The sequence below is a fragment of the Candidatus Alistipes pullistercoris genome (genome assembly GCF_027665465.1).
GTDB lineage: Bacteria > Bacteroidota > Bacteroidia > Bacteroidales > Rikenellaceae > Alistipes_A > Alistipes_A hominis.
On sequence record NZ_JAQDED010000007.1, the window covers coordinates 13,415 to 31,790 of the forward strand.

Annotated in this window: 15 protein-coding genes and 1 tRNA gene; 8 read left to right on the forward strand and 8 right to left on the reverse strand. The window is 55.0% G+C overall.

Annotated features, from left to right (window positions below; translation table 11 throughout):
• Positions 1-105: 105 nt before the first annotated feature.
• Positions 106-1,041 (forward strand): fimbrillin family protein, encoded by a 936-nt coding sequence (locus PGR91_RS10080; protein WP_101572375.1) that lies wholly within the window; start codon positions 106-108, stop codon positions 1,039-1,041.
• A 190-nt stretch (positions 1,042-1,231) separates the two neighbouring features.
• Positions 1,232-1,591: a hypothetical protein gene (locus PGR91_RS10085; protein ID WP_118656816.1), complete on the forward strand. Its 360-nt coding sequence runs from the start codon at positions 1,232-1,234 to the stop codon at positions 1,589-1,591.
• Between the two features lie 64 nt (positions 1,592-1,655).
• Here PGR91_RS10085 and rbr read toward each other — a convergent pair whose 3' ends face one another.
• Positions 1,656-2,237 carry a rubrerythrin gene (gene rbr / locus PGR91_RS10090; RefSeq protein ID WP_118656814.1) on the reverse strand — a complete coding sequence of 194 codons (582 nt, stop codon included), beginning with the start codon at positions 2,235-2,237 and terminating at the stop codon, positions 1,656-1,658.
• 118 nt (positions 2,238-2,355) lie between these two features.
• On the opposite strand from rbr, the gene PGR91_RS10095 reads away from it, so the two are divergent.
• Entirely contained in the window at positions 2,356-2,940 is a 585-nt protein-coding gene (locus PGR91_RS10095) for a superoxide dismutase (protein ID WP_101572371.1), read from the forward strand.
• 141 nt (positions 2,941-3,081) lie between these two features.
• Here the strand turns inward: PGR91_RS10095 and PGR91_RS10100 are convergent, their stop codons facing one another.
• Together PGR91_RS10100 and ychF are read right to left on the reverse strand one after the other, a co-directional pair.
• Positions 3,082-4,347, reverse strand: a complete 1,266-nt coding sequence (locus PGR91_RS10100; protein WP_228385806.1) for a mechanosensitive ion channel family protein — start codon at positions 4,345-4,347, stop codon at positions 3,082-3,084.
• Positions 4,348-4,389: 42 nt separating this feature from the next.
• Positions 4,390-5,487, reverse strand: coding sequence for a redox-regulated ATPase YchF (gene ychF / locus PGR91_RS10105; protein ID WP_055206376.1), 1,098 nt, complete (start codon positions 5,485-5,487; stop codon positions 4,390-4,392).
• A gap of 205 nt (positions 5,488-5,692) precedes the next feature.
• Between ychF and PGR91_RS10110 the strand changes: the two genes are divergently transcribed.
• The 5 genes from PGR91_RS10110 to PGR91_RS10130 all read left to right on the forward strand — a co-directional run bounded on the left by PGR91_RS10110 (position 5,693) and on the right by PGR91_RS10130 (position 11,040).
• A complete protein-coding gene (locus PGR91_RS10110; RefSeq protein ID WP_101572369.1) occupies positions 5,693-6,319 on the forward strand; it encodes a glycosyltransferase family 32 protein in 627 nt (208 codons plus the stop codon).
• A gap of 134 nt (positions 6,320-6,453) precedes the next feature.
• Positions 6,454-6,525, forward strand: a tRNA-Arg gene (locus PGR91_RS10115).
• A gap of 130 nt (positions 6,526-6,655) precedes the next feature.
• Complete coding sequence (locus tag PGR91_RS10120; RefSeq protein WP_118656812.1) at positions 6,656-9,745, forward strand: FG-GAP-like repeat-containing protein; 3,090 nt, start codon at positions 6,656-6,658, stop codon at positions 9,743-9,745.
• Positions 9,746-10,097: 352 nt separating this feature from the next.
• The gene (locus PGR91_RS10125; RefSeq protein ID WP_101572365.1) at positions 10,098-10,472 is read left to right on the forward strand and encodes a hypothetical protein; all 375 of its coding nucleotides are present in this window, start codon (positions 10,098-10,100) and stop codon (positions 10,470-10,472) included.
• Entirely contained in the window at positions 10,459-11,040 is a 582-nt protein-coding gene (locus PGR91_RS10130; protein WP_070103340.1) for an RNA polymerase sigma factor, read from the forward strand. Before PGR91_RS10125 ends, PGR91_RS10130 begins: the two co-directional genes overlap by 14 nt.
• A 25-nt stretch (positions 11,041-11,065) precedes the next feature.
• Here PGR91_RS10130 and PGR91_RS10135 read toward each other — a convergent pair whose 3' ends face one another.
• The 5 genes from PGR91_RS10135 to PGR91_RS10155 form a co-directional block, all read right to left on the reverse strand.
• Complete coding sequence (locus tag PGR91_RS10135) at positions 11,066-12,235, reverse strand: glycosyl hydrolase family 28-related protein (RefSeq protein ID WP_118656810.1); 1,170 nt, start codon at positions 12,233-12,235, stop codon at positions 11,066-11,068.
• A 158-nt stretch (positions 12,236-12,393) separates the two neighbouring features.
• Positions 12,394-14,469 carry an alpha-galactosidase gene (locus PGR91_RS10140; protein ID WP_182424249.1) on the reverse strand — a complete coding sequence of 692 codons (2,076 nt, stop codon included), beginning with the start codon at positions 14,467-14,469 and terminating at the stop codon, positions 12,394-12,396.
• A 28-nt stretch (positions 14,470-14,497) separates the two neighbouring features.
• The gene (locus PGR91_RS10145; RefSeq protein ID WP_259336735.1) at positions 14,498-16,567 is read right to left on the reverse strand and encodes an alpha-galactosidase; all 2,070 of its coding nucleotides are present in this window, start codon (positions 16,565-16,567) and stop codon (positions 14,498-14,500) included.
• Positions 16,568-16,588: 21 nt separating this feature from the next.
• Positions 16,589-17,746: an MFS transporter gene (locus PGR91_RS10150; protein ID WP_118656808.1), complete on the reverse strand. Its 1,158-nt coding sequence runs from the start codon at positions 17,744-17,746 to the stop codon at positions 16,589-16,591.
• Positions 17,747-17,783: 37 nt separating this feature from the next.
• Complete coding sequence (locus PGR91_RS10155; protein WP_055205334.1) at positions 17,784-18,374, reverse strand: SIS domain-containing protein; 591 nt, start codon at positions 18,372-18,374, stop codon at positions 17,784-17,786.
• Positions 18,375-18,376 lie beyond the last annotated feature (2 nt).

The following is an 18,376-nucleotide window of genomic DNA, read 5'->3' on the forward strand; positions in this document are numbered from 1 at the left end:
AATTACCGCTATTACACTGTTTTATTGCGAAACATTGCATACATTTGTTGCGCAATTCGAACACACTGGCAAACCAACACTCATTAATCGACTTAAAAAAATATTATGAAAAAAATGTTATTCATTTCGGCACTGGCTGCAACGGCTTTGCTGAGCTGCTCGAAATCATCCGACGATTCCGATAACGGAAAAGGAAATCTTTCCGACGATCCGATTCCGGTCCGATTCAGCCAAAGTATCGAGGCGGTCGTCAACCAAACTCCCGAAGCGGACAGCAAAGCAGTTGTCGACAACAAGTTCAACAACGAAGATTTTGTAGCGTATGCCGTAGAACACACCGGAACGCTTACCTGGAAGGCCGCTAACTTCATGGACGGGATCACGCTGAGCGCCGACGGAAGCGGAGCCATAACGTACAAAACCGCTTCGGAAATGAAATACTATTCGAATGCGGCCGATGCGCAGTACCAGTTCTACGCGATCCATCCCTCGACGCTTACGATCGCCCCGGCAGAAGCAGGCAAAGCCCCTGTCGTCACCGTTCCGGCGGGAACGGACCTGCTGGTCGCTTCCGCAGCGTCAACCAAAAGCCAAAACGCGGTTGAACTTCCGTTCGTGCACAAAATGGCCCAGCTCGTTATCCACATCGAAACGGAACGTGTTCCGAATCCCGAACTGAAAATCAATTCCGTCACGGTTTCGGTACAGACCGAAGGCACGCTTTCGCTCGGCGGGGAAGTACAGCCGGACGGTTCGGCCGCCGAAAAAGATTTCGTGACTTCGCCGCTGACCATAAACACGGCTACTACCACTGCGGTCGGAAATCCGCTTATTCTCCCGGCACAGAACATTTCAACGGTCAACATAAAGATCGGCGACCAAGTCTCAGCAACGGCCGTTTCAATTTCGCCCGCAGTAACGCTCGAAGCAGGGAAAACCTCTACCATTACACTGAAGATCAAAGATCAGGATATCTCTTTTAGCCACTCCATCACCGATTGGGTCGATGGAAACAATGGGTCGGGAAATGTTCCCATGTAAACAGCGATAAGCCGTTCTCACGGATCGAACCAAACAACTGAAAAAACAGCGGAAACAGGTATCTGTTTCCGCTGTTTTTTCCTAATATTTGTTATAAACCGACGGTAAAACGATATGAGCCGCAAACCTGCTAAAAAAAAATTTCTAAAACGCATGGGCTTGCTAATCGGCCTAAGCGCGGCGGCGGCATGTGCCGGGCGACGTTCAACGGATCGTTCCTGGACACGAAAACCCATGCGCTGTTCCATACTCCAACAAAGAAAACGAACCGTCGATCACGCTGCCGTACGACAAAGAGCGACAAGAATCCTACCCGATCGACCTGCTCAAAAGCAAAAATCCGTTTGCCTTTCAATTAATTATGACGGTACAGCGGCCGGGATCGACCTGGGACGACCGGGTGATCGTCGACATTCAATCGCACCTGTTCTATTACGGCGACACTCCGGTCAACCGGAACATAATCCCGGAGAAAATAATGGAAGGCTACTCCGAAGACAGCAATCCCGTGCTGATACTCGTTACGCTCAAAAGTCCCGAACAGAAATAATCGTTGCCGCAAACGAAACCGGGAGCCTCCGAAGGGACTCCCGGTTCGTCTATTACCGAAACTGTTAATATCTGTCGCAGCGAATTTCGAAAAACGCCTGCGGATGCAGGCAGACGGGACACTTTTTCGGAGCCTCCTTGCCGACATGGATATGGCCGCACTCCAGACAGCGCCATACGATCTCCTCCTCCTTATGGAAAATCCGGTCGGCCTCGAGGGTTTCGTACAAGCCGCGGAAACGTTCTTCGTGGGTTTTCTCGATCTCGGCGATCTGGTAGAAGCGCATCGCAATCTCACGAAATCCTTCGGCCTCGGCCACCTTGCCGAAACCGGGATACAGATCCATCCACTCGTCGTACTCGCCCTGGCGCGCCTCTTCGAGGTTTTGCAGCGTCGTGCCGATGATCCCGGCCGGATACGATGCCGTGATCTCGACCATGCCTCCTTTCAGGAACTCGAAATAAATCTTGGAATGCCTCAATTCGTTGTGTACGGTCTCTTCGAAAAAGTCGGCGATTTTTTCATAACCGTCCTTGCGGGCCTGTTTCGCATACATGCGGTAACGGTTGGCGGCCTGCGACTCCCCGGCGAACGCCTTCAGCAGGTTCTGTTCGGTCAGACTGCCGATCAAATCTCTTTTTTCCATAATTCGGTCAATTAATAATTATTAAACGGGTGTTTGCTATATGGTATTAAATTTGTTATTATCTTTGGCACAATCAATTTATACAATCACAATGTCAATCATCAATACTTTATTACTTATGGTACATGTACTGCCCCAGCTCCCCTACGCGGCGGATGCGCTTGCTCCGAAGATGAGCAAAGAAACCATCGAATATCATTACGGAAAACATCATCAGGCTTATGTCAACAACCTGAACAACCTGATCCCGGGCACTCCGTACGAGAACATGCCGCTCGAGGAGATCATCGTCAAAGCCGAAAGCGGCCCGATCTACAACAACGCCGCACAAGTGTGGAACCATACGTTCTTCTTCTTCACACTCTCACCTACTCCAAAATCGATGCCAAGCGGCAAACTGGCCGAAGCGATCAATCGTGATTTCGGTTCTTTTGATGCTTTTAAAGAGCAATTTACGAAAGCGGCGGCCGGGCTGTTCGGCTCGGGATGGACATGGCTGGCGGCCGACGACAACGGCAAACTGTCGATCGTGTCGGAATCGAACGCAGGCAATCCGCTGCGCAAGGGACTGCATCCGCTGCTGACCGTCGACGTGTGGGAACACGCCTACTACATCGATTACCGCAACGTGCGGCCCGATTATCTGAAAAATTTCTGGGAACTGGTCGACTGGAACACCGTCGAAAAACGATACGAAAAATAATTCCGCCCCGTGCGGGACATTCGCCGAAAAGGCCGGATGCAATGTCGCATCCGGCCTTTTTGTTCGATCTGCCTCCGGGCGTTTCGCCCGACGCGGCAAGCGGCTGCACTTTCCCAGAAATACGCCCCGGCAACCCCGCCGCTAAATTTCTCCTTTCAGATCCCGCACATCGCTGCCTGCGGGGTTCTGAAATACCCGCAAGCCGAATTCCGGGATAACCGCCAGCACATGGTCGAACACATCGGCCTGTACTTTTTCGTAAACCGTCCACTCGGTCACTTTCGAAAAGAAATAGAGTTCGACGGGCAACCCCTTCTCGGTCGGCTGCAACTGGCGCACCATCAGCATCATCTCCTGGTTGATTCCGGCAAGGCTGCGCAGGTAGCGTTCCAGATAAGCGCGAAACACGCCCAGATTCGTCTGGTGCAGGCCGTTGACCGGTTCCGGATCGTTCTCCACCCCGGCTTGCTCGTTGCTCTCGGCGATCAGGCGTTCCGTTTCGTCGATGTAATCCTTCAACAACCGGATTTTCCGAAAGCGGTCGAGCATCTCCGGCGTACAGAAACGGACGCTGTTCATGTCGATATTGACCGACCGCATCACGCGCCGTCCGCCCGAATCCTGCATCGGGCGCCAGTTCTGGAACGAGTCGCTGATCAGCAGGTACGGAGGCACGGTGACGATCGTATTGTCCCAGTTACGCACTTTCACCGTATTCAGCGTCACTTCGGTCACCCGGCCATTGACGCCGTATTTCGACATCGAGATCCAGTCGCCCACATGCAGCATATCGTTTGCGGTCAACTGGATACCGGACACGAGTCCCATGATGCTGTCCTTGAAGACCAACATCAGGATCGCTGCCGAAGCGCCCAGCCCGGCCAGCAGCCGCGCCGGCGACTTGTCGATCAGGATCGATATAATGAGTATGATGCAAACGAAAAAGGCGATCACCTGTCCGGTCTGCATCAGTCCTTTCAGCGGTTTCCCCTGCAATTCCTCCTTCTGGTCGGCCACATCGTGCAGCGCTTTGAGAAAAGCGTTGACAAACCGCAACACCACGGCGATCACGTAGATCAGCAGCAGTTTCAGCACGAACGCCACCATGCCGGATTCCGGCGGAAAGGCCAGCGGCAACAGGAAATAGATCAACACCGGCGGCACGATGTGACACAGCCGCCGCAGCACCCGGTCTTCGAACAGGATATCGTCCCAGGTCGCCTTGGTGCGCGCGACGATCCGCTTGACCACCCGCAGCAACAACTGCCTGCAAACGAAGTCCGACACGAAAGCGATCGCCACGATAAAACCCAGCACCACCCAGCGGTCCCATACATCGGCCGTCTCCACGGAAAAACCCAGTTCCCGCAGCACCCCGTACATCCATTCGTCTACAACCGGCTCCATAACAGTCTGTTTATAAATTCGTTCCGCAACAACGCCGTCCGCCTACACGTTGAACAGGAAATGCATGATATCGCCGTCCTGTACGACGTACTCCTTGCCTTCGATGGCGATCTTACCCGCCTCGCGGCACGCTTTTTCAGAACCGAGACGCACGTAATCGTCGTATTTGATCACCTCGGCGCGGATAAAGCCACGTTCGAAATCGGTGTGAATGATCCCGGCGGCCTGCGGCGCCTTCGTTCCTTTCGCATACGTCCAGGCGCGGGTTTCGTCCGGGCCGGTCGTAAAATAGGTTTCGAGATTCAACAGACTGTACGCCGCCCGGATCAACCGGTTGACGCCCGATTCTTTCAGTCCGACCTCCTCGAGAAACATCTGTCGCTCCTCGTAAGTATCCAATTCGGCGATATCGGCCTCGGTAGCGGCCGCTACGATCAGCAGTTCGGCATTCTCTTCGCGGATCGCGCCGCGTACCGCCTCTACATGAGCATTCCCGCCAACCGCGCTTTTTTCGTCCACGTTGCAGACATAGAGCACCGGCTTATCGGTCAGCAGATGCAAATCGTAGACCAGCTTGCGGTCTTCCTTGTCCAGTTCGACGGTGCGGGCGCTTTTGCCCTGCTCCAGCGCCGACTTGTAACGCGACAGGATGTCGAACAGCCGTTTGGCGCTCTTATCCCCGGTCGCAGCCTGCTTCTGCACTTTGGCAATGCGGCTCTCGACCGTTTCGAGGTCTTTCAGTTGCAGCTCGGCGTCGATGATCTCCTTGTCGCGGACGGGATCGACGCTGCCGTCTACGTGCGTGATGTTGTCATCGTCGAAACAGCGCAGCACATGAATGATAGCGTCCGTCTCGCGGATATTGGCCAGAAACTTATTGCCGAGACCCTCGCCCCGCGAAGCCCCTTTGACCAGCCCCGCGATATCGACGATCTCGATGGTCGTAGGGATCGTCTTTTTCGGATTGTCGATCTTTACCAGGTTCACGATCCGCTCGTCGGGCACCGTAATCACGCCCACGTTAGGCTCGATCGTGCAAAAAGGAAAATTCGCCGATTGCGCTTTCGCATTCGACAGGCAGTTGAACAGGGTCGATTTGCCGACGTTCGGCAGCCCCACGATTCCGCATTGTAAAGCCATCTATATTGTTTTTAATAATTTCGACAGAGTGACAAAGGTACAAAAATATGCAATTCGCCGCCCCACCTTCTCCGAAGAATTATCCCCGCGACGACATCCCCGGGACGGCAATCCGGCGGATTCCGCGCCGGAGCGCCGCGATATTCCGGAAAAATCATTACTTTTATATTTTAAAGAACTACTTTTGCACCATACCTGACAAATTATGATACCGAAAATTATCCATTACTGCTGGTTCGGACGCGGTCCGATGCCGGAAGACAACCTGAAGTGCATCGAATCGTGGAAAAAATTCCTGCCCGACTACAAGCTGATGCTCTGGAACGAAGACAACTACGACGTAAACTCGATCAAGTTCACGCGGCAGGCCTACCAGAAAAAGAAATATGCGTTCGTCATCGACCCGGTCCGGCTGCAGTTATTGCGGGAGCACGGCGGCATCTGGCTGGATACCGATATCGAAATCATCAAAAACCTCGATCCGCTGCTGGAACTGCCCGCCTTCATGAGTTTCGAATCCGACACGCTGCTGCACACCGGGATCGTCGGCAGCGAGAAAGGAGCCGCATGGACCGACGAGTACTGGAAATACATGAACAGGAAACCGTTCATCCGCTGGAACGGCCGGTTGAACAAAACCCCGAGCACGGTCATAATCTCGCGCATTCTGAAAAAGCGGGGCGTAAAACTGGACAACACGTTCCAGATTTACGACGACTCCCTGCACATCTTCCCGAAAGACTACTTCTGCCCGAAAGATTACAAAACCGGAAAAATCACGATAACGGACAACACGTACTGCATCCACCACTTCGCCGGTTCGTGGAAGTAATCCGGCCGGGAGGCAGAAACGGCGGTACGGAAACGGCCGCCGGAACGGGATTCTGCAAATTTTAACACTTAATCGGCGTCAAGATTTGTATTAAATCCGAAAATGTTGCATCTTTGTGCTGCAATTCGAAGACCGCCCCTGTAGTTCAATGGATAGAATGGCAGATTCCGGTTCTGGTGATATGGGTTCGATTCCCGTCGGGGGTACTAATAGCGTTGACAATCAACGCTATTTTTGTTTCCGAATACCGTACGCGGTACTTTCTGAAAGAGAAAGTGTTTTCTGAGATATCACATTCGCCTGCAAACTTCAAAATTTTCCAATTAACTTACGATAATGACGACGACGCTTAGAACCACCGCCTTTGTATTGAACTTGCTGGCTACCGTTAGTCTGCTATCCTCCTGTACCGTACAGCCTGAAACGAAAGTGTGGCTGGATGAAGATTTTTCACAGGGACAGGCTCTTTCCGGATGGAAATTTACGCCCGAAACGTCATGGAGCATAGATACTTTGGAAGGAGTGATCGGAAAAGGCTCCCTTAAAGTGGCAGGGGACGGCATGAAAAGTTATGCCGACGCTTCCGTTACTTTCGAATTCGACTCCCTCCGGGGAGAATTCATGCGCCTGGGGGGATGGGTTAAAACGGAGAAGGTAAATTACCGGCGGGACGCCATTGTAGAGCTTACTTTTTCGGGAGAAGGATTCACATATACACTCTCCCAATACAATCGGAATACACCTTTCAGCTATCTCGAACGTACGTTCAGGGTTCCGCCGGGACTGGATAAAGGCACTCTTACGATAAAATTCTATGGTTCTGCGGGTACGGCCTGGATAGACGGTCTGAGACTGGAATCCGTAGACGAACCGCTTATCGCGGAACTCCCGAAAGAGAACCGCTACGACATCGTCGAAAAGCGCCTCCGCTCCGACGGCAATTGGGCGGCGCCCGAGTTACCGTACAGGATAACCGGCAGCACCGACGACAACAGCGCCGGAGCGCCCGTATGGGCGGATCTCGATTTTGCGAGACTATTGCTGGCGGCGGGGCAAAACCGGCCCGTAGATCCCGCTTCCGTACGTATTTTCGCCGTAGACACGGATGGAAAGAAAACCGACTGTCCCGTCTCTTTCGGCGATCCGCTGTCGTCGCTGAGCGACCATTACCTGCGCAACGGCACCCTCAAGTGGAAAGCTCCCGAAGGAGCCGCCGGATACGAGATATACTTTGCCGCCTCCCATGCGGAAGGCCCCCGACCGCAGGCCGGAAACCTCAACCTCGGAGTCGGCGAACTGCTGACCTACGATGCCTCGGAGCCTAACATGTCATGGCTCGGATGGCCGGGCATGCAATTCGAAGCGGTCGATGCGGACGGAGACGGCGATTTCGATATTTATGGGATAAGAACGGACGGGGGAACCTGGTTGCAACGCAACATAGGCAGCAACAGCGAACCCAGGTTCCTGCCCCGCAGCCGTGCCCTGCCCACCGACCGACTTCCGTCGCCGGAACTTTCGTATATAACGCTCGACTGGGATGGCGACGGCGTGTCCGACCGCGTCCGATTCCGCAGGCATCCGCGCACCAACCGTTACCACAATATGAAAGGAGACATCGTTGTGGAACTCACCCGTAACGGCAAACGTACGCCGCAGGTCGTTCATACTCCCGACGGCCGTCCCGTTGAATTTCCCAATTCGTCATGGTCTGCGCTGAAGGCGGCAGACATGGATAACGACGGCCGTCCCGACCTTCTGGTAGGCACGGCCAACAGCGACTTGTTCGTATTGACGAACAAAGGTGTGGACGGCGAGCTGCCTGTTGCGGAAGTGAACAAAGTACCTTTCGGATATTTCGGTGACGATCCATATATTTCGGGTGACATGTCGCTCAAACCCTTCCCTTTGGATTGGGACGGCGACGGATACGTCGATATCGTATGCACGGCATGGCAAGGATTCTACTGGCTGTTCCGCAACAAGGGCGTTCAGGGCAGTCTCGAATTCGAAGAGCCGATAAGATTCTTCCAGCAAGGCGGGGTACTCGTGCATAACGACTCGCCGACCCCCTACGCCGTGGATTGGGACGACGACGGCGACCTCGACCTAATATCGGGAGGATGCGGCGGCAACATCATGCTGTTCGAGAACACCGGGACGCCTACTCAGCCGAATTATAAAGGCGGCGTATTCTTGCAAGACGATTCCGGGGAGCCATTCTTTTTCAATGCCGTGGAGAACGGCGGTACCGTACAGGGTATGGAAGAACAGTATTGGGGATACCTCTCATGCGTTCCGAGGGATGTGGACGGCGACGGCGACCTGGACATCATTATTTCCGACTGCCTGGGCAAAGTCCGGTGGATAGAGAATACCGGGACGCGACAAAAACCGGTACTGTCGAAGAATGTACGCAATTTCTATTACGGGAACCAGCCGCTCGTGACCCCATGGCGCAACAGGCCCGGCGTCGCCGACTGGAACGGAGACGGGCGACTGGATTTTATAGTACTGGACGACCGGAGCGACCTGGTGATGTATTCGCAGTCCGCACATAATCCGGAAGTCTTGGAAAACAAACGCAAACTGCGCAAAGCCGACGGCTCGGTTTTCCATATAGGACGCCTGACCCACCCCGGCGGTCAGGGACGTTTCAATATGGACGTCGCCGATTGGAACGGAGACGGTCGTTTAGACCTGATAATAGGCGAGCCGCGCAATTACCTGGGCGGCGGAAACATGACTATCGCCATAAATGTCGGCACGAACGAAGATCCCGTATTCGAATACGATTATATGATGGCGCGCGGCGGTTACTTTGTGGAATGGACCGGTTCCGACGGCCATGACGCCTGGCACTGTTGTATGCCATGCGTGTTCGATTTCGACGGCGACGGCCGCCCCGACCTGCTGGTGGGTACCGAATCGGGACGCATATCGCTCTACTCTCACGATTATTTCGACGGCGAAAAATTCCCAATATTCAAAGCTGCGAATTTCGACCGCAAACAGGGGAACAAAGTCTTCAGGATACTCGATTTCGAAAACCTGACCGAAAAGACAAAGGGCCTCAATACGCGCAACGTCCAATTACAGAAACTGCCGGAACAATCGGAGGAATACCTGACGGGCGAAGGTATCAAAGTCGAAATAGTCTCCCCGACCGTGGGCATCGTATTGTCCGGCAAAGTCCCTTACGTCGCGACGGTCACGGGAAATAAATCTGTCACGGGAGTCGATTTTTATATTAACGGAGAAAAAATTTGCACGGAAAAATCCGCTCCTTACGTGGCCTACGGCGACGACAACTTATGGGATACCGCCGAGGTGCCGGACGGGCACTGCATCCTGAAAGTAATCGTACATACGGCCGACGGGGAAAGTTATGAAACGGAAAGCGGGTTCGAAGTGAAAAACAAATAACCTCAAGGTCATGGATCTCGTCAAAATAATCTGAAAATCGCTGAATAAATTAACGACGGCTTTCAACAAAAACAGAGCGGGAAATTCGCTCCATTTTGACGTATTTTTAACATTTCTGTTCGCACGTAGTCGTATTATCTCACTTAAACAGACCGAAGGTAGGTTCAAATAAGGCGTAAAGGGAGTCCCTTTACGCCTTACGAACATCTATGCGGTACTACCGACCGAAAAATCCCGAAAAACACGTTGTCGCGATTAATCGCTATTTTATAAAATATCTTCCGTTCACGTTCGTCAGGGAATACGGGCGAACGTTCGCCCGCGAAGAACAAAACGACAAAAACACGATACCATGAAAAACAAATTTCTGAGAGGCCTGATCGGAACGTCGATCTTCATCGCCGTATTCGGCGCGGCATCTACCGCGGTCATGTTGCTGTGGAACTGGCTCGTCCCGCAGATCATCGGCTGGACGGCCGTTACCTTCTGGCAGGCGGCGGGCCTGGTGCTGCTGAACAAACTGTTGTTCGGCGGGATGGGAAGGCACTGTTTCGGCATGAACGCCCTCCGCCGGTCAGGGCCTACTTTCCCCACGTGGAAAGAGCGCGCCGCGATGCGGGACAGGATCCGGGCGATGGGCAAAGAGGAACGCAGGGAGTACATCCGCCGGCAGATGTTCGGCTGCGGCCCGGATCAACCGGAAAAAACCGACCATGACAGCCGTTAAAAAGAAACGGAGACTCGACTCCCGAAGCGACCTGCCGCTGGTCTACGATCAGTACAAGCCGGAACTCGAAGGGTATATCCGACATAGGGTGGACTCGGCGGAAGATACGGAAGACATCCTCCAGGACGTTTTCTACAAACTGACGAAAACGGATCTGCAGGAGAATCCCATCGAATACCTGTCGGCCTGGCTCTACCAAGCGGTTACAAACCGCATCATCGACCGCCGGCGAAAGAAACGGGAGCAGGCGCTACCCGAAACCCGGCAGGAAAACGAGGACGACTATTTCCTCGACTCGCTGTCGGACTTCCTGGCCGACGACGGGAACGATCCGGAGATCATGTTCCGCAACGAACTGATCCGGGAAGAAATCGAACTGGCGCTGTCGGAGCTTCCGCCCGAGCAACGTTCGGTATTCGAACTCACCGAATACGACGGGATTCCCTACAAAGAGATCGCCGAAACGACCGGGGTTCCCGTTCCCACGCTGTTGTCGCGGAAACACTACGCGATCGGCCTCCTCCGCAAAAGGCTACAACAGCTTTACCGGGAAATCGTCCCCCGATAGCGGACCGCCGGAACGAACCGATCCGTCAAAACGACGGAATCGCTTTCAGATGCGCGCCGCCGTCGGCCTTGAAATAGGAGTTATCGGCCCCTACGTTCGATTTGACGATGTGGTAATACAACGTGCCGTACAAATGGTTGTCCGGATCGTCTACAAAACAGCGGTAGTTGAAATCGACCGGCTTCTGACCGCTGTTCACCTCGATGCCTACCTGTTCTATTTTCAAAAAAGCGTCTCCAACGCCGTGTCCGGCGAACTCCACGTTCAACGACGAAACGATGTTCGCGCAATTCTGGGCGTGGATCCGACCGAACCAGGCGGAATGATCCATTCTCGAAAAGACGAAAGCGTTGTCGCAGTTCCACGCCGACAGGTTGTTTCCGTTCGCATGTTCGGAAAAGACGAAGCCGAACCGGAAGGCGCTTTTGACACAGATATTCCGGAATTCCTGCTCCGGATTGCACCAGGTGCGCGGAGCGATGAATCCGGCCGAATAGTGCCCGTCCCCGGTCGGCGAGGTCAGCGCCATATTTCGGATCGACGAATAAATCAGGATATTATCGGTATATACGGTCGCCGCATAGGCCATGTTCACACCGGACAGGTACGGGTATTTTCCCGCTTCGGCTTTCACCTGGAACGCGAGATCCTGCAGCCTTACGACCGCCTGGTTCAGCAGATAGAGATTGTCTCCGGCTCCGGCGGCCAGGACGGATACGGGGACTTGCGCAGGATCGGTCTGCAACTCGCCGACCGCGTCCGAAACCAGGACGGTGCCGTTTTTCCACACTTCGGCTTTATCCTCGGTCGTATGACTGGCATACGAGCACGGGGTAACGACGCTGCTTTCGCCCTGCAGCCGGATCATCACGTAATCGCGGCGGCCCGGACTTTGGCGGGGCTTCACGATCAGGTGGGCCCGCACTTTGCACGTATCCTGTAGCGTAGCGAGCCGGTACAGGCCGTTCGGGAAATAAACCGTACCGCCCCCGTGATCCACCGCATAATCCAGGGCGGACTGGATGGCGCGCGTATCGTCGGTCACGCCGTCGCCGACAGCTCCGAAATTTTTCACATCGTAAACCAGACCTCCGTCCGCCTTCATCGGATCGGTCGCGCCCGCCCGATTGCGATCCGCACGTCCGACGCAGGCGCACAGCAGGACGGCACAAGCAACGTAAAATATCCTTTTCATCCGTTTTATATTATTAATTTCAATTCAGACTCCTTTTACCTATTCGCCCAAACGTGTTAAAGATACGAATAACATCCGGATATTCAACACGAACCGTACGACAAGGCGGGAACATCCGAAGAGTTCCCGCCTTGTACGATAACATACGGGCAGGCCCGCTATTCGGCCTGATATTTCAACAGCAGCGAACTGCGCGGCTGGTCGAGCGTCAGCACGAACCCTTCGGCCAGTTCGCGGCCGCTCTTGGACACCGTTTCGCCGGTATCCTTATTCGTAACGGAATAAACCGCATCCGGATCGAGGCCCGACAACTTCACTGTGTGGGTCTTGTCGGGGCAGGCTTCCCGGCGGAACGCCACGACGAACCCGCTCTTATCGGACGGCCGGTAGAGCTGGTATGCCATCCAGATATTATCGCCGGTGATGTCGCCGGAACCGGTCAGCGGATAATAATCTTCGTAGAAATAGGGCCGCACTTCGCGGAACTCCTTCATGCAGTCCTGTATTTCGTAGAACGACGAGGAGCCGTTGGTGATCTTCCAGTTGTAAACGACCGAAGTGCCGAGGCTCGAACGGAACGTAAACTTGTCGGTCTTCTGCACGCCCGTGCCGTGCTGCGGCAGGTACATCTCCAGCCCGTAAGTATGGCACTGGTAGCCGACCGGTTCGCCGTAATTGTAGTCGGTACGCCACATCGGGGCGCTGCGCGAAGTGGCCTCGAGGTCGATCCGGCGGCCGCCGCTCGCGCAGTTGTCGACCAGCAGGCCCGGGAAACGCTGCCGCAGGTAATCCCAAAACGCGTACAGACCTTCTATATGCCGGATCTCACGGATTCCGGTACGGCCCGGTTCATCGTTCTTCTGCCAAAAGATATCCGGTTCCATGTTGAAATCCTGACGGTAATAGTCGATGCCGTTCTGCTCGATCAGTTCGCCGATCTGGTCGCAGAACCATTCGAGCGCCTTCGGGTTCCCCAGATCGAACAGGTAGGCATCCGTCCCGGCATCCAACATCCACTCGGGATGCTCCTCGGCCCACTGGGAGCCTTTGATAACCCGCTCGGGTTCGAACCATACCATAAACTTGGCCCCGACCTTGTGCGCTTCGTCGGAAACCGGCTTCAGTCCGTCGGGGAATTTCTCGCGATCGACCGTCCAGTTGCCCACCGTATTGGCCCAGTTCTTATGATTCTTGTAGTCGGCCGCCTGCGAATACCATCCGGCATCGAGCCAAAATACTTCCGGTACGATGTCGAACTGCTTGTAACGCCGGATCAGCGCGATCGCATAATCGGCTGTCAGGCAGGTGTATTCGTTGCATGGAGACGGGTCGCCATAGTTGAAACTCGACGATTCGGGGAAATGGGCGGGCTTGCCATCCACCTTCGGCGTATGATGCGCCATCACGAACCGACGGAACCGGTTGTGTCCGACCATCCGGTCGTCGCCTTTCCAGAACAGCAGGCAGATGCTCGGCGTGCGGATCGACTCCTGCGGATAGAGGTACGTATCGAGGTATTTCATGCCCGAGGCCAACGTCACGCTGCGGTCGGTCTTACCGGCGATATCGGCGAACCACGTTCCCGTCCAACCGACGGCCACCATCACGCCCTGCCCTGCGGGAGACTCGATGTTGAAGAACGGAAAAGCCACCTGCGACGAACGTCCGCCCTGCGGGGCCATGTACAGCGAATCGCCCGGCGCAAGCACCTTGGTGCGCTGGTGGAAATCGTGCTTCGAAACATGGCTTCCGTCAGCGTAATGCAGGATGAAATTGCCCTTTTGCGGGTATTCGAAATCGAGATCGACCACTTTGACCTGAGAAATGGACGCGGAATTGGCTTGCGAATCGTTCTTAAAATTCAAGACCCATTCGACCGCATCGAAATCGGTAAAACCTTTCACCCGGCATTCAACCTGAAGTCCGGTCGAACGATCCAGGTACGTATACAAGTATTCGACCGCCTCCGGTTCGTCGGATTCGACGCGGGCGGCCGTGTATTTCCACTTTTTCAGCAGCTCGCGGGACGGTTTTCCGTCGTAAACGAAGGAGAACGGAGGAATTTTCCCTTTGGCGAAATGCGTCTCGATCCAACGGGTCACATCGAACGGCTTATCGGTCATGGCGGATTTGGCTTGTCCGGAAACGAACTGCGGGAACACCGCCAGCGTAAGCAGTGAACAAACGAGCGCCCGGCATTTCGACCGGAATGTATGGATTGTATTTCGTATCATCGTTTTTAATTTTTAATGAATGCGGAAACTATTCGGCGGGTTTGTATTGCAGCAGCAACGAACTTTTCGGCTCGGCGAGCGTCAACTCGAAACCGGACGCCAGTTCCGCCCCGGTCTTGACGACCGACTCGCCGGTATCGCGGTTGCGCACGTCATAACGCTTCGCGGCATCCAGTCCCGACAATCTCACCGTAATGCTGCCGTCCGGATTGGCGGCGCGGCGGAATGCCACGACAATCCCCGTCCCGTCCGACGGGCGGTTCAACTGGTAAGCCAGCCAGATGTTGTCGCGGGTCAGGTCTTCGCAGCCCGTCAACGGATAATAATCCTCGTAATAATAGTCGCGCACTTCCTGATACTCTTTCACGCGCTCCTGCATATCGAGGAACGAAACGCCGGGCTCGGTGATCTTCCAGTTATAGATCAACGCGCTGCTGATACTCGACCGGAACGAATATTCGTCGGTCTGCAAGATCCCGGTTCCGTGGATCGGCAGGAAAAAATTCAGTCCGTAAGTGTGTCCCTGGTAGCCGTCCGGATCGTCGTAGTGGTAATAGTCGCTGCGCCACAGCGGTGCGCTGCGCGAGGTCGTCTCCAGGTCGAGCCGGCGACCGCCGCTCGCGCAATTGTCGATCAGCAGGCCAGGGAACCGTTCCAGCAGGTAATCCCAAAATGCGTAAAGTCCTTCGACATGACGAATCTCCTTCATACCGGTACGCCCCGCCTCGTCGTGTGCGGCCCAGTATTTATCGGGTTCCATATTGAAGTCCTGGCGGTAGTAATCGATGCCGTTCTGCTCGATCAGGTCGCCGATGTAACGGCACAGCCACTCGCGGGCCTCTTTATTCCCCAAGTCGAACAGCAGGTAGGTTCCGTCGGGTTCCGACGGCAAGTCGAGCATCCAATCGGGGTGTTCGACGGCCCACTGCGTCCCTTTGATCACGCGCTCGGGTTCGAACCAGACCATAAATTTGGCTCCGGTCTCATGCACGGCGTCCGCAACGGGCTTCAGCCCGTCCGGAAAACGGGTCGTATCGACCGTCCAGTTACCGGTGGTATTGGCCCACGACTTGCCGTTTTTGTAATCGGCGGCGCCGGTATGCCATCCGGCGTCGAGCCAGAATACTTCCGGAACGAGTTCGAATTGTTTATAACGTTTGACCATCGCGATCGCCCAGTCGGCCGTCAGGCACGAATACTCGGTGCACGGAGCCGGATCGCGGTAGTTGAATCCGCTGCACAGCGGATATTTCTGCATCTGCCCGCCCACCTTACGGGTATGATGGGCGAGGACGAAACGACGGAAACGGTTGTGCCCGGCCATCCGGTCGTCGCCGTTCCAAAACATCAGGCTGATGCTCGGCGTGCGGATCGACTCGTCGGGATGCAGGTACAACCGCATGGTTTTCATCCCTGAAACGAGCGTCGCGCCGCGGTCGCCGGTCTTGGTCAGATCGGCGTACCACATACCGGTCCATCCGATCCCCACCACTACGCCCTCTTTGCCCGACGGAGCCGTCAGGTTGAAGAACGGAAGGAAATCGCCCTGCGACGAACGCCCCCCTTCGGGCGCCATCCGAAACGGCTCGGTCGTACTCAGCACGGTCGTCCGGGGATGGAAATCCTCTTTCGAAATGTGATTTCCGTCGGCATAGTACAGCGTGAAGTCGCCGGCGGCCGGCGCCTGCATATCGAGATCGACCACTTTCACTTGCTCGAGCACCCGCGAATCGCTTTTGCCCGTGTTGGTAAAGTGCAGCACCCATTCGACGGCATCGAACGCAGGAAAGCCGGTAACAAAACACTCCACCTTCAGCCCCGACGGACGTTCGGTATAAGTATAAAGGTATTTCACTACGTCCGGATCGTCGCCCGGCAGGCGTTTCATCGAATAATTCCAGCCGGGGAGCAGACTTTTAGACGATTTGTCGCCGTAAACGAATGAGAACGGCGGAACCTTTCCCCGCGCGAAGCGGGTTTCGATCCAGCGGGCGGCATCGACCTGTCCGGCGGACATTTTCATAGAAGCCTGACCGTGCGCGAACAACGGCAGGATGAGCATGATTAAAAAACTGTAACGGATTGCAGTTCGTTTCATCGGTTCGTTTGATTTCAGGATTTATGCTTTTGTTTTGATTTTTCCGGTCAGCCAGACCATATACAGCCAGGCGGCGGCCAGCATGATGACGGCGGCCAGCTGCGTGGCGAACAGGTCGGTCACCACGCCGAGCAGCGGCGGCAACACCGCGCCGCCCGACACGCCGACGATCAGCAACGCCGAAACTTCGTTGGCTTTTTCGGGAACCCGTTTCAGCGACAGCGAGAAAATGATCGAGAACAGGTTCGCATAGCCCACGCCGAACACCGCAACGCATCCGAGGATAAACCACAGGTTCTCGCTCAGCAGCATCAGAACGAGTCCGAGCAGCGCGATGTAGGTGCTGTACGTAAAGAACTTGCTTTCGGAATACTTCATCAGCAAGATACCGCCGAGAAAAGCTCCGACCGTGCGGGCGAAGAAATAGACGCTATTGCCCATACCGGCGTCGGTCAGTTCCAGGCCGCACCGTTCCATCAGCAGTTTCGGGAACGTCATGTTCATGCCGACATCCACGCCGACCAGCACCAGGATACCGATAAAATAAGCTACGATCCGGCTGTCGCGCAGCAGGTCGAAAGTCGCCCGGAACGAAATATTAGTCGATTTCTCGCGGATGTCCCGGATCGGCGTCAACCACAGCCACAGCAATGCCACAAGCGAGGCGCCGGCATAGATCGGGAAGATCATCTTCCACCCGAAGAACGTCCCCGCGGCCCAGGCGGCCAGGATCGGACCGACGAACGAGCTGACGGCCTTGACGAACTGCCCGAAGGTCAGCGTTCCGGTCAGCTTGTCTTTGGTAACGACTTCCATCACCAGCGGATTCATCGACACCTGCAACAGCGTATTTCCGATTCCGATCAGCCCGAAGGCAATCAACACCGACGCGAAATCGTAAGCGATCAGCGGCATACACATCGCCAGTACATGGACGGCGAAACTCAGCAGCACGGTGTTTTTGCGCCCGATGCGGTTCATCAGCATCCCCGTCGGGATCGACAGCACCAGGAACCACAGGAAACACGACAACGAGATCATATTCACCACCGAGTCGCTCAGGCCCGCGAAGTCGCTCTTGACATAACTGGTCGCAATGCCGACGATGTCGACGAAACCCATGATGAAAAATCCGAACATCACGGGCAATATTTTCAGCAACGAAGTTTTCGAATTCATTTGTTTTTGGTTTTAGGTTATCCGGCCCGTCGCCGGTTTATCGCTTCGCATCCGAAGCGTAAAAGATCGCGTCTTCGAGCGCTTCGATCAGAATGTGAATCACTTTGATATGGATCTCTTGGATGCGGTCGGAGTGCGGGGTGCGCGGAGCGCAGATCGCGACGTCGGCCAACTCGGAGAGCTTGTTCCCCCCTTTGGCGGTCAGCGCAACGACCTTCATACCGCAGGCTTTGGCCTTCTCGATCGCCATCACCACATTGCCCGAATTGCCGCTGGTACTGATTGCCAGCAGCACGTCGCCTTCGCGTCCGAACGCCTCGACCCAACGCGCAAAAATCTGGTCGAAACTGAAATCGTTGCCCACGCAGGTCATGTAAGCCGCGTCGTTGATCGCCATGGCCGGCAACGGACGGCGGTCGCCTCGGAAACGCCCGGTCAGCTCTTCGGCAAAATGCGCGGCATCGCACAGCGAGCCGCCGTTGCCGCAACTGATGATTTTACACCCTTTATCGAGCGCCTGTTTAAAAATTGCGACCGCCTTTTCCATCAGCACGGGTGTCTGCGGGTCCGAAATGAACTCGTGCAACGCCGTCTCCGCCTGATGCAAACTGTTTTCTATGATTCCCATAA

Excerpts from the sequence above, each read along its gene's own strand:
- PGR91_RS10080 (WP_101572375.1), top strand. The coding sequence starts at position 106 with ATGAAAAAAATGTTATTCATTTCGGCACTGGCTGCAACGGCTTTGCTG.
- rbr (WP_118656814.1), bottom strand. The coding sequence starts at position 2,237 with ATGGAAAAAAGAGATTTGATCGGCAGTCTGACCGAACAGAACCTGCTG.
- PGR91_RS10095 (WP_101572371.1), top strand. The coding sequence starts at position 2,356 with ATGGTACATGTACTGCCCCAGCTCCCCTACGCGGCGGATGCGCTTGCT.
- PGR91_RS10100 (WP_228385806.1), bottom strand. The coding sequence starts at position 4,347 with ATGGAGCCGGTTGTAGACGAATGGATGTACGGGGTGCTGCGGGAACTG.
- ychF (WP_055206376.1), bottom strand. The coding sequence starts at position 5,487 with ATGGCTTTACAATGCGGAATCGTGGGGCTGCCGAACGTCGGCAAATCG.
- PGR91_RS10110 (WP_101572369.1), top strand. The coding sequence starts at position 5,693 with ATGATACCGAAAATTATCCATTACTGCTGGTTCGGACGCGGTCCGATG.
- PGR91_RS10120 (WP_118656812.1), top strand. The coding sequence starts at position 6,656 with ATGACGACGACGCTTAGAACCACCGCCTTTGTATTGAACTTGCTGGCT.
- PGR91_RS10125 (WP_101572365.1), top strand. The coding sequence starts at position 10,098 with ATGAAAAACAAATTTCTGAGAGGCCTGATCGGAACGTCGATCTTCATC.
- PGR91_RS10130 (WP_070103340.1), top strand. The coding sequence starts at position 10,459 with ATGACAGCCGTTAAAAAGAAACGGAGACTCGACTCCCGAAGCGACCTG.
- PGR91_RS10135 (WP_118656810.1), bottom strand. The coding sequence starts at position 12,235 with ATGAAAAGGATATTTTACGTTGCTTGTGCCGTCCTGCTGTGCGCCTGC.
- PGR91_RS10140 (WP_182424249.1), bottom strand. The coding sequence starts at position 14,469 with ATGATACGAAATACAATCCATACATTCCGGTCGAAATGCCGGGCGCTC.
- PGR91_RS10145 (WP_259336735.1), bottom strand. The coding sequence starts at position 16,567 with ATGAAACGAACTGCAATCCGTTACAGTTTTTTAATCATGCTCATCCTG.
- PGR91_RS10150 (WP_118656808.1), bottom strand. The coding sequence starts at position 17,746 with ATGAATTCGAAAACTTCGTTGCTGAAAATATTGCCCGTGATGTTCGGA.
- PGR91_RS10155 (WP_055205334.1), bottom strand. The coding sequence starts at position 18,374 with ATGGGAATCATAGAAAACAGTTTGCATCAGGCGGAGACGGCGTTGCAC.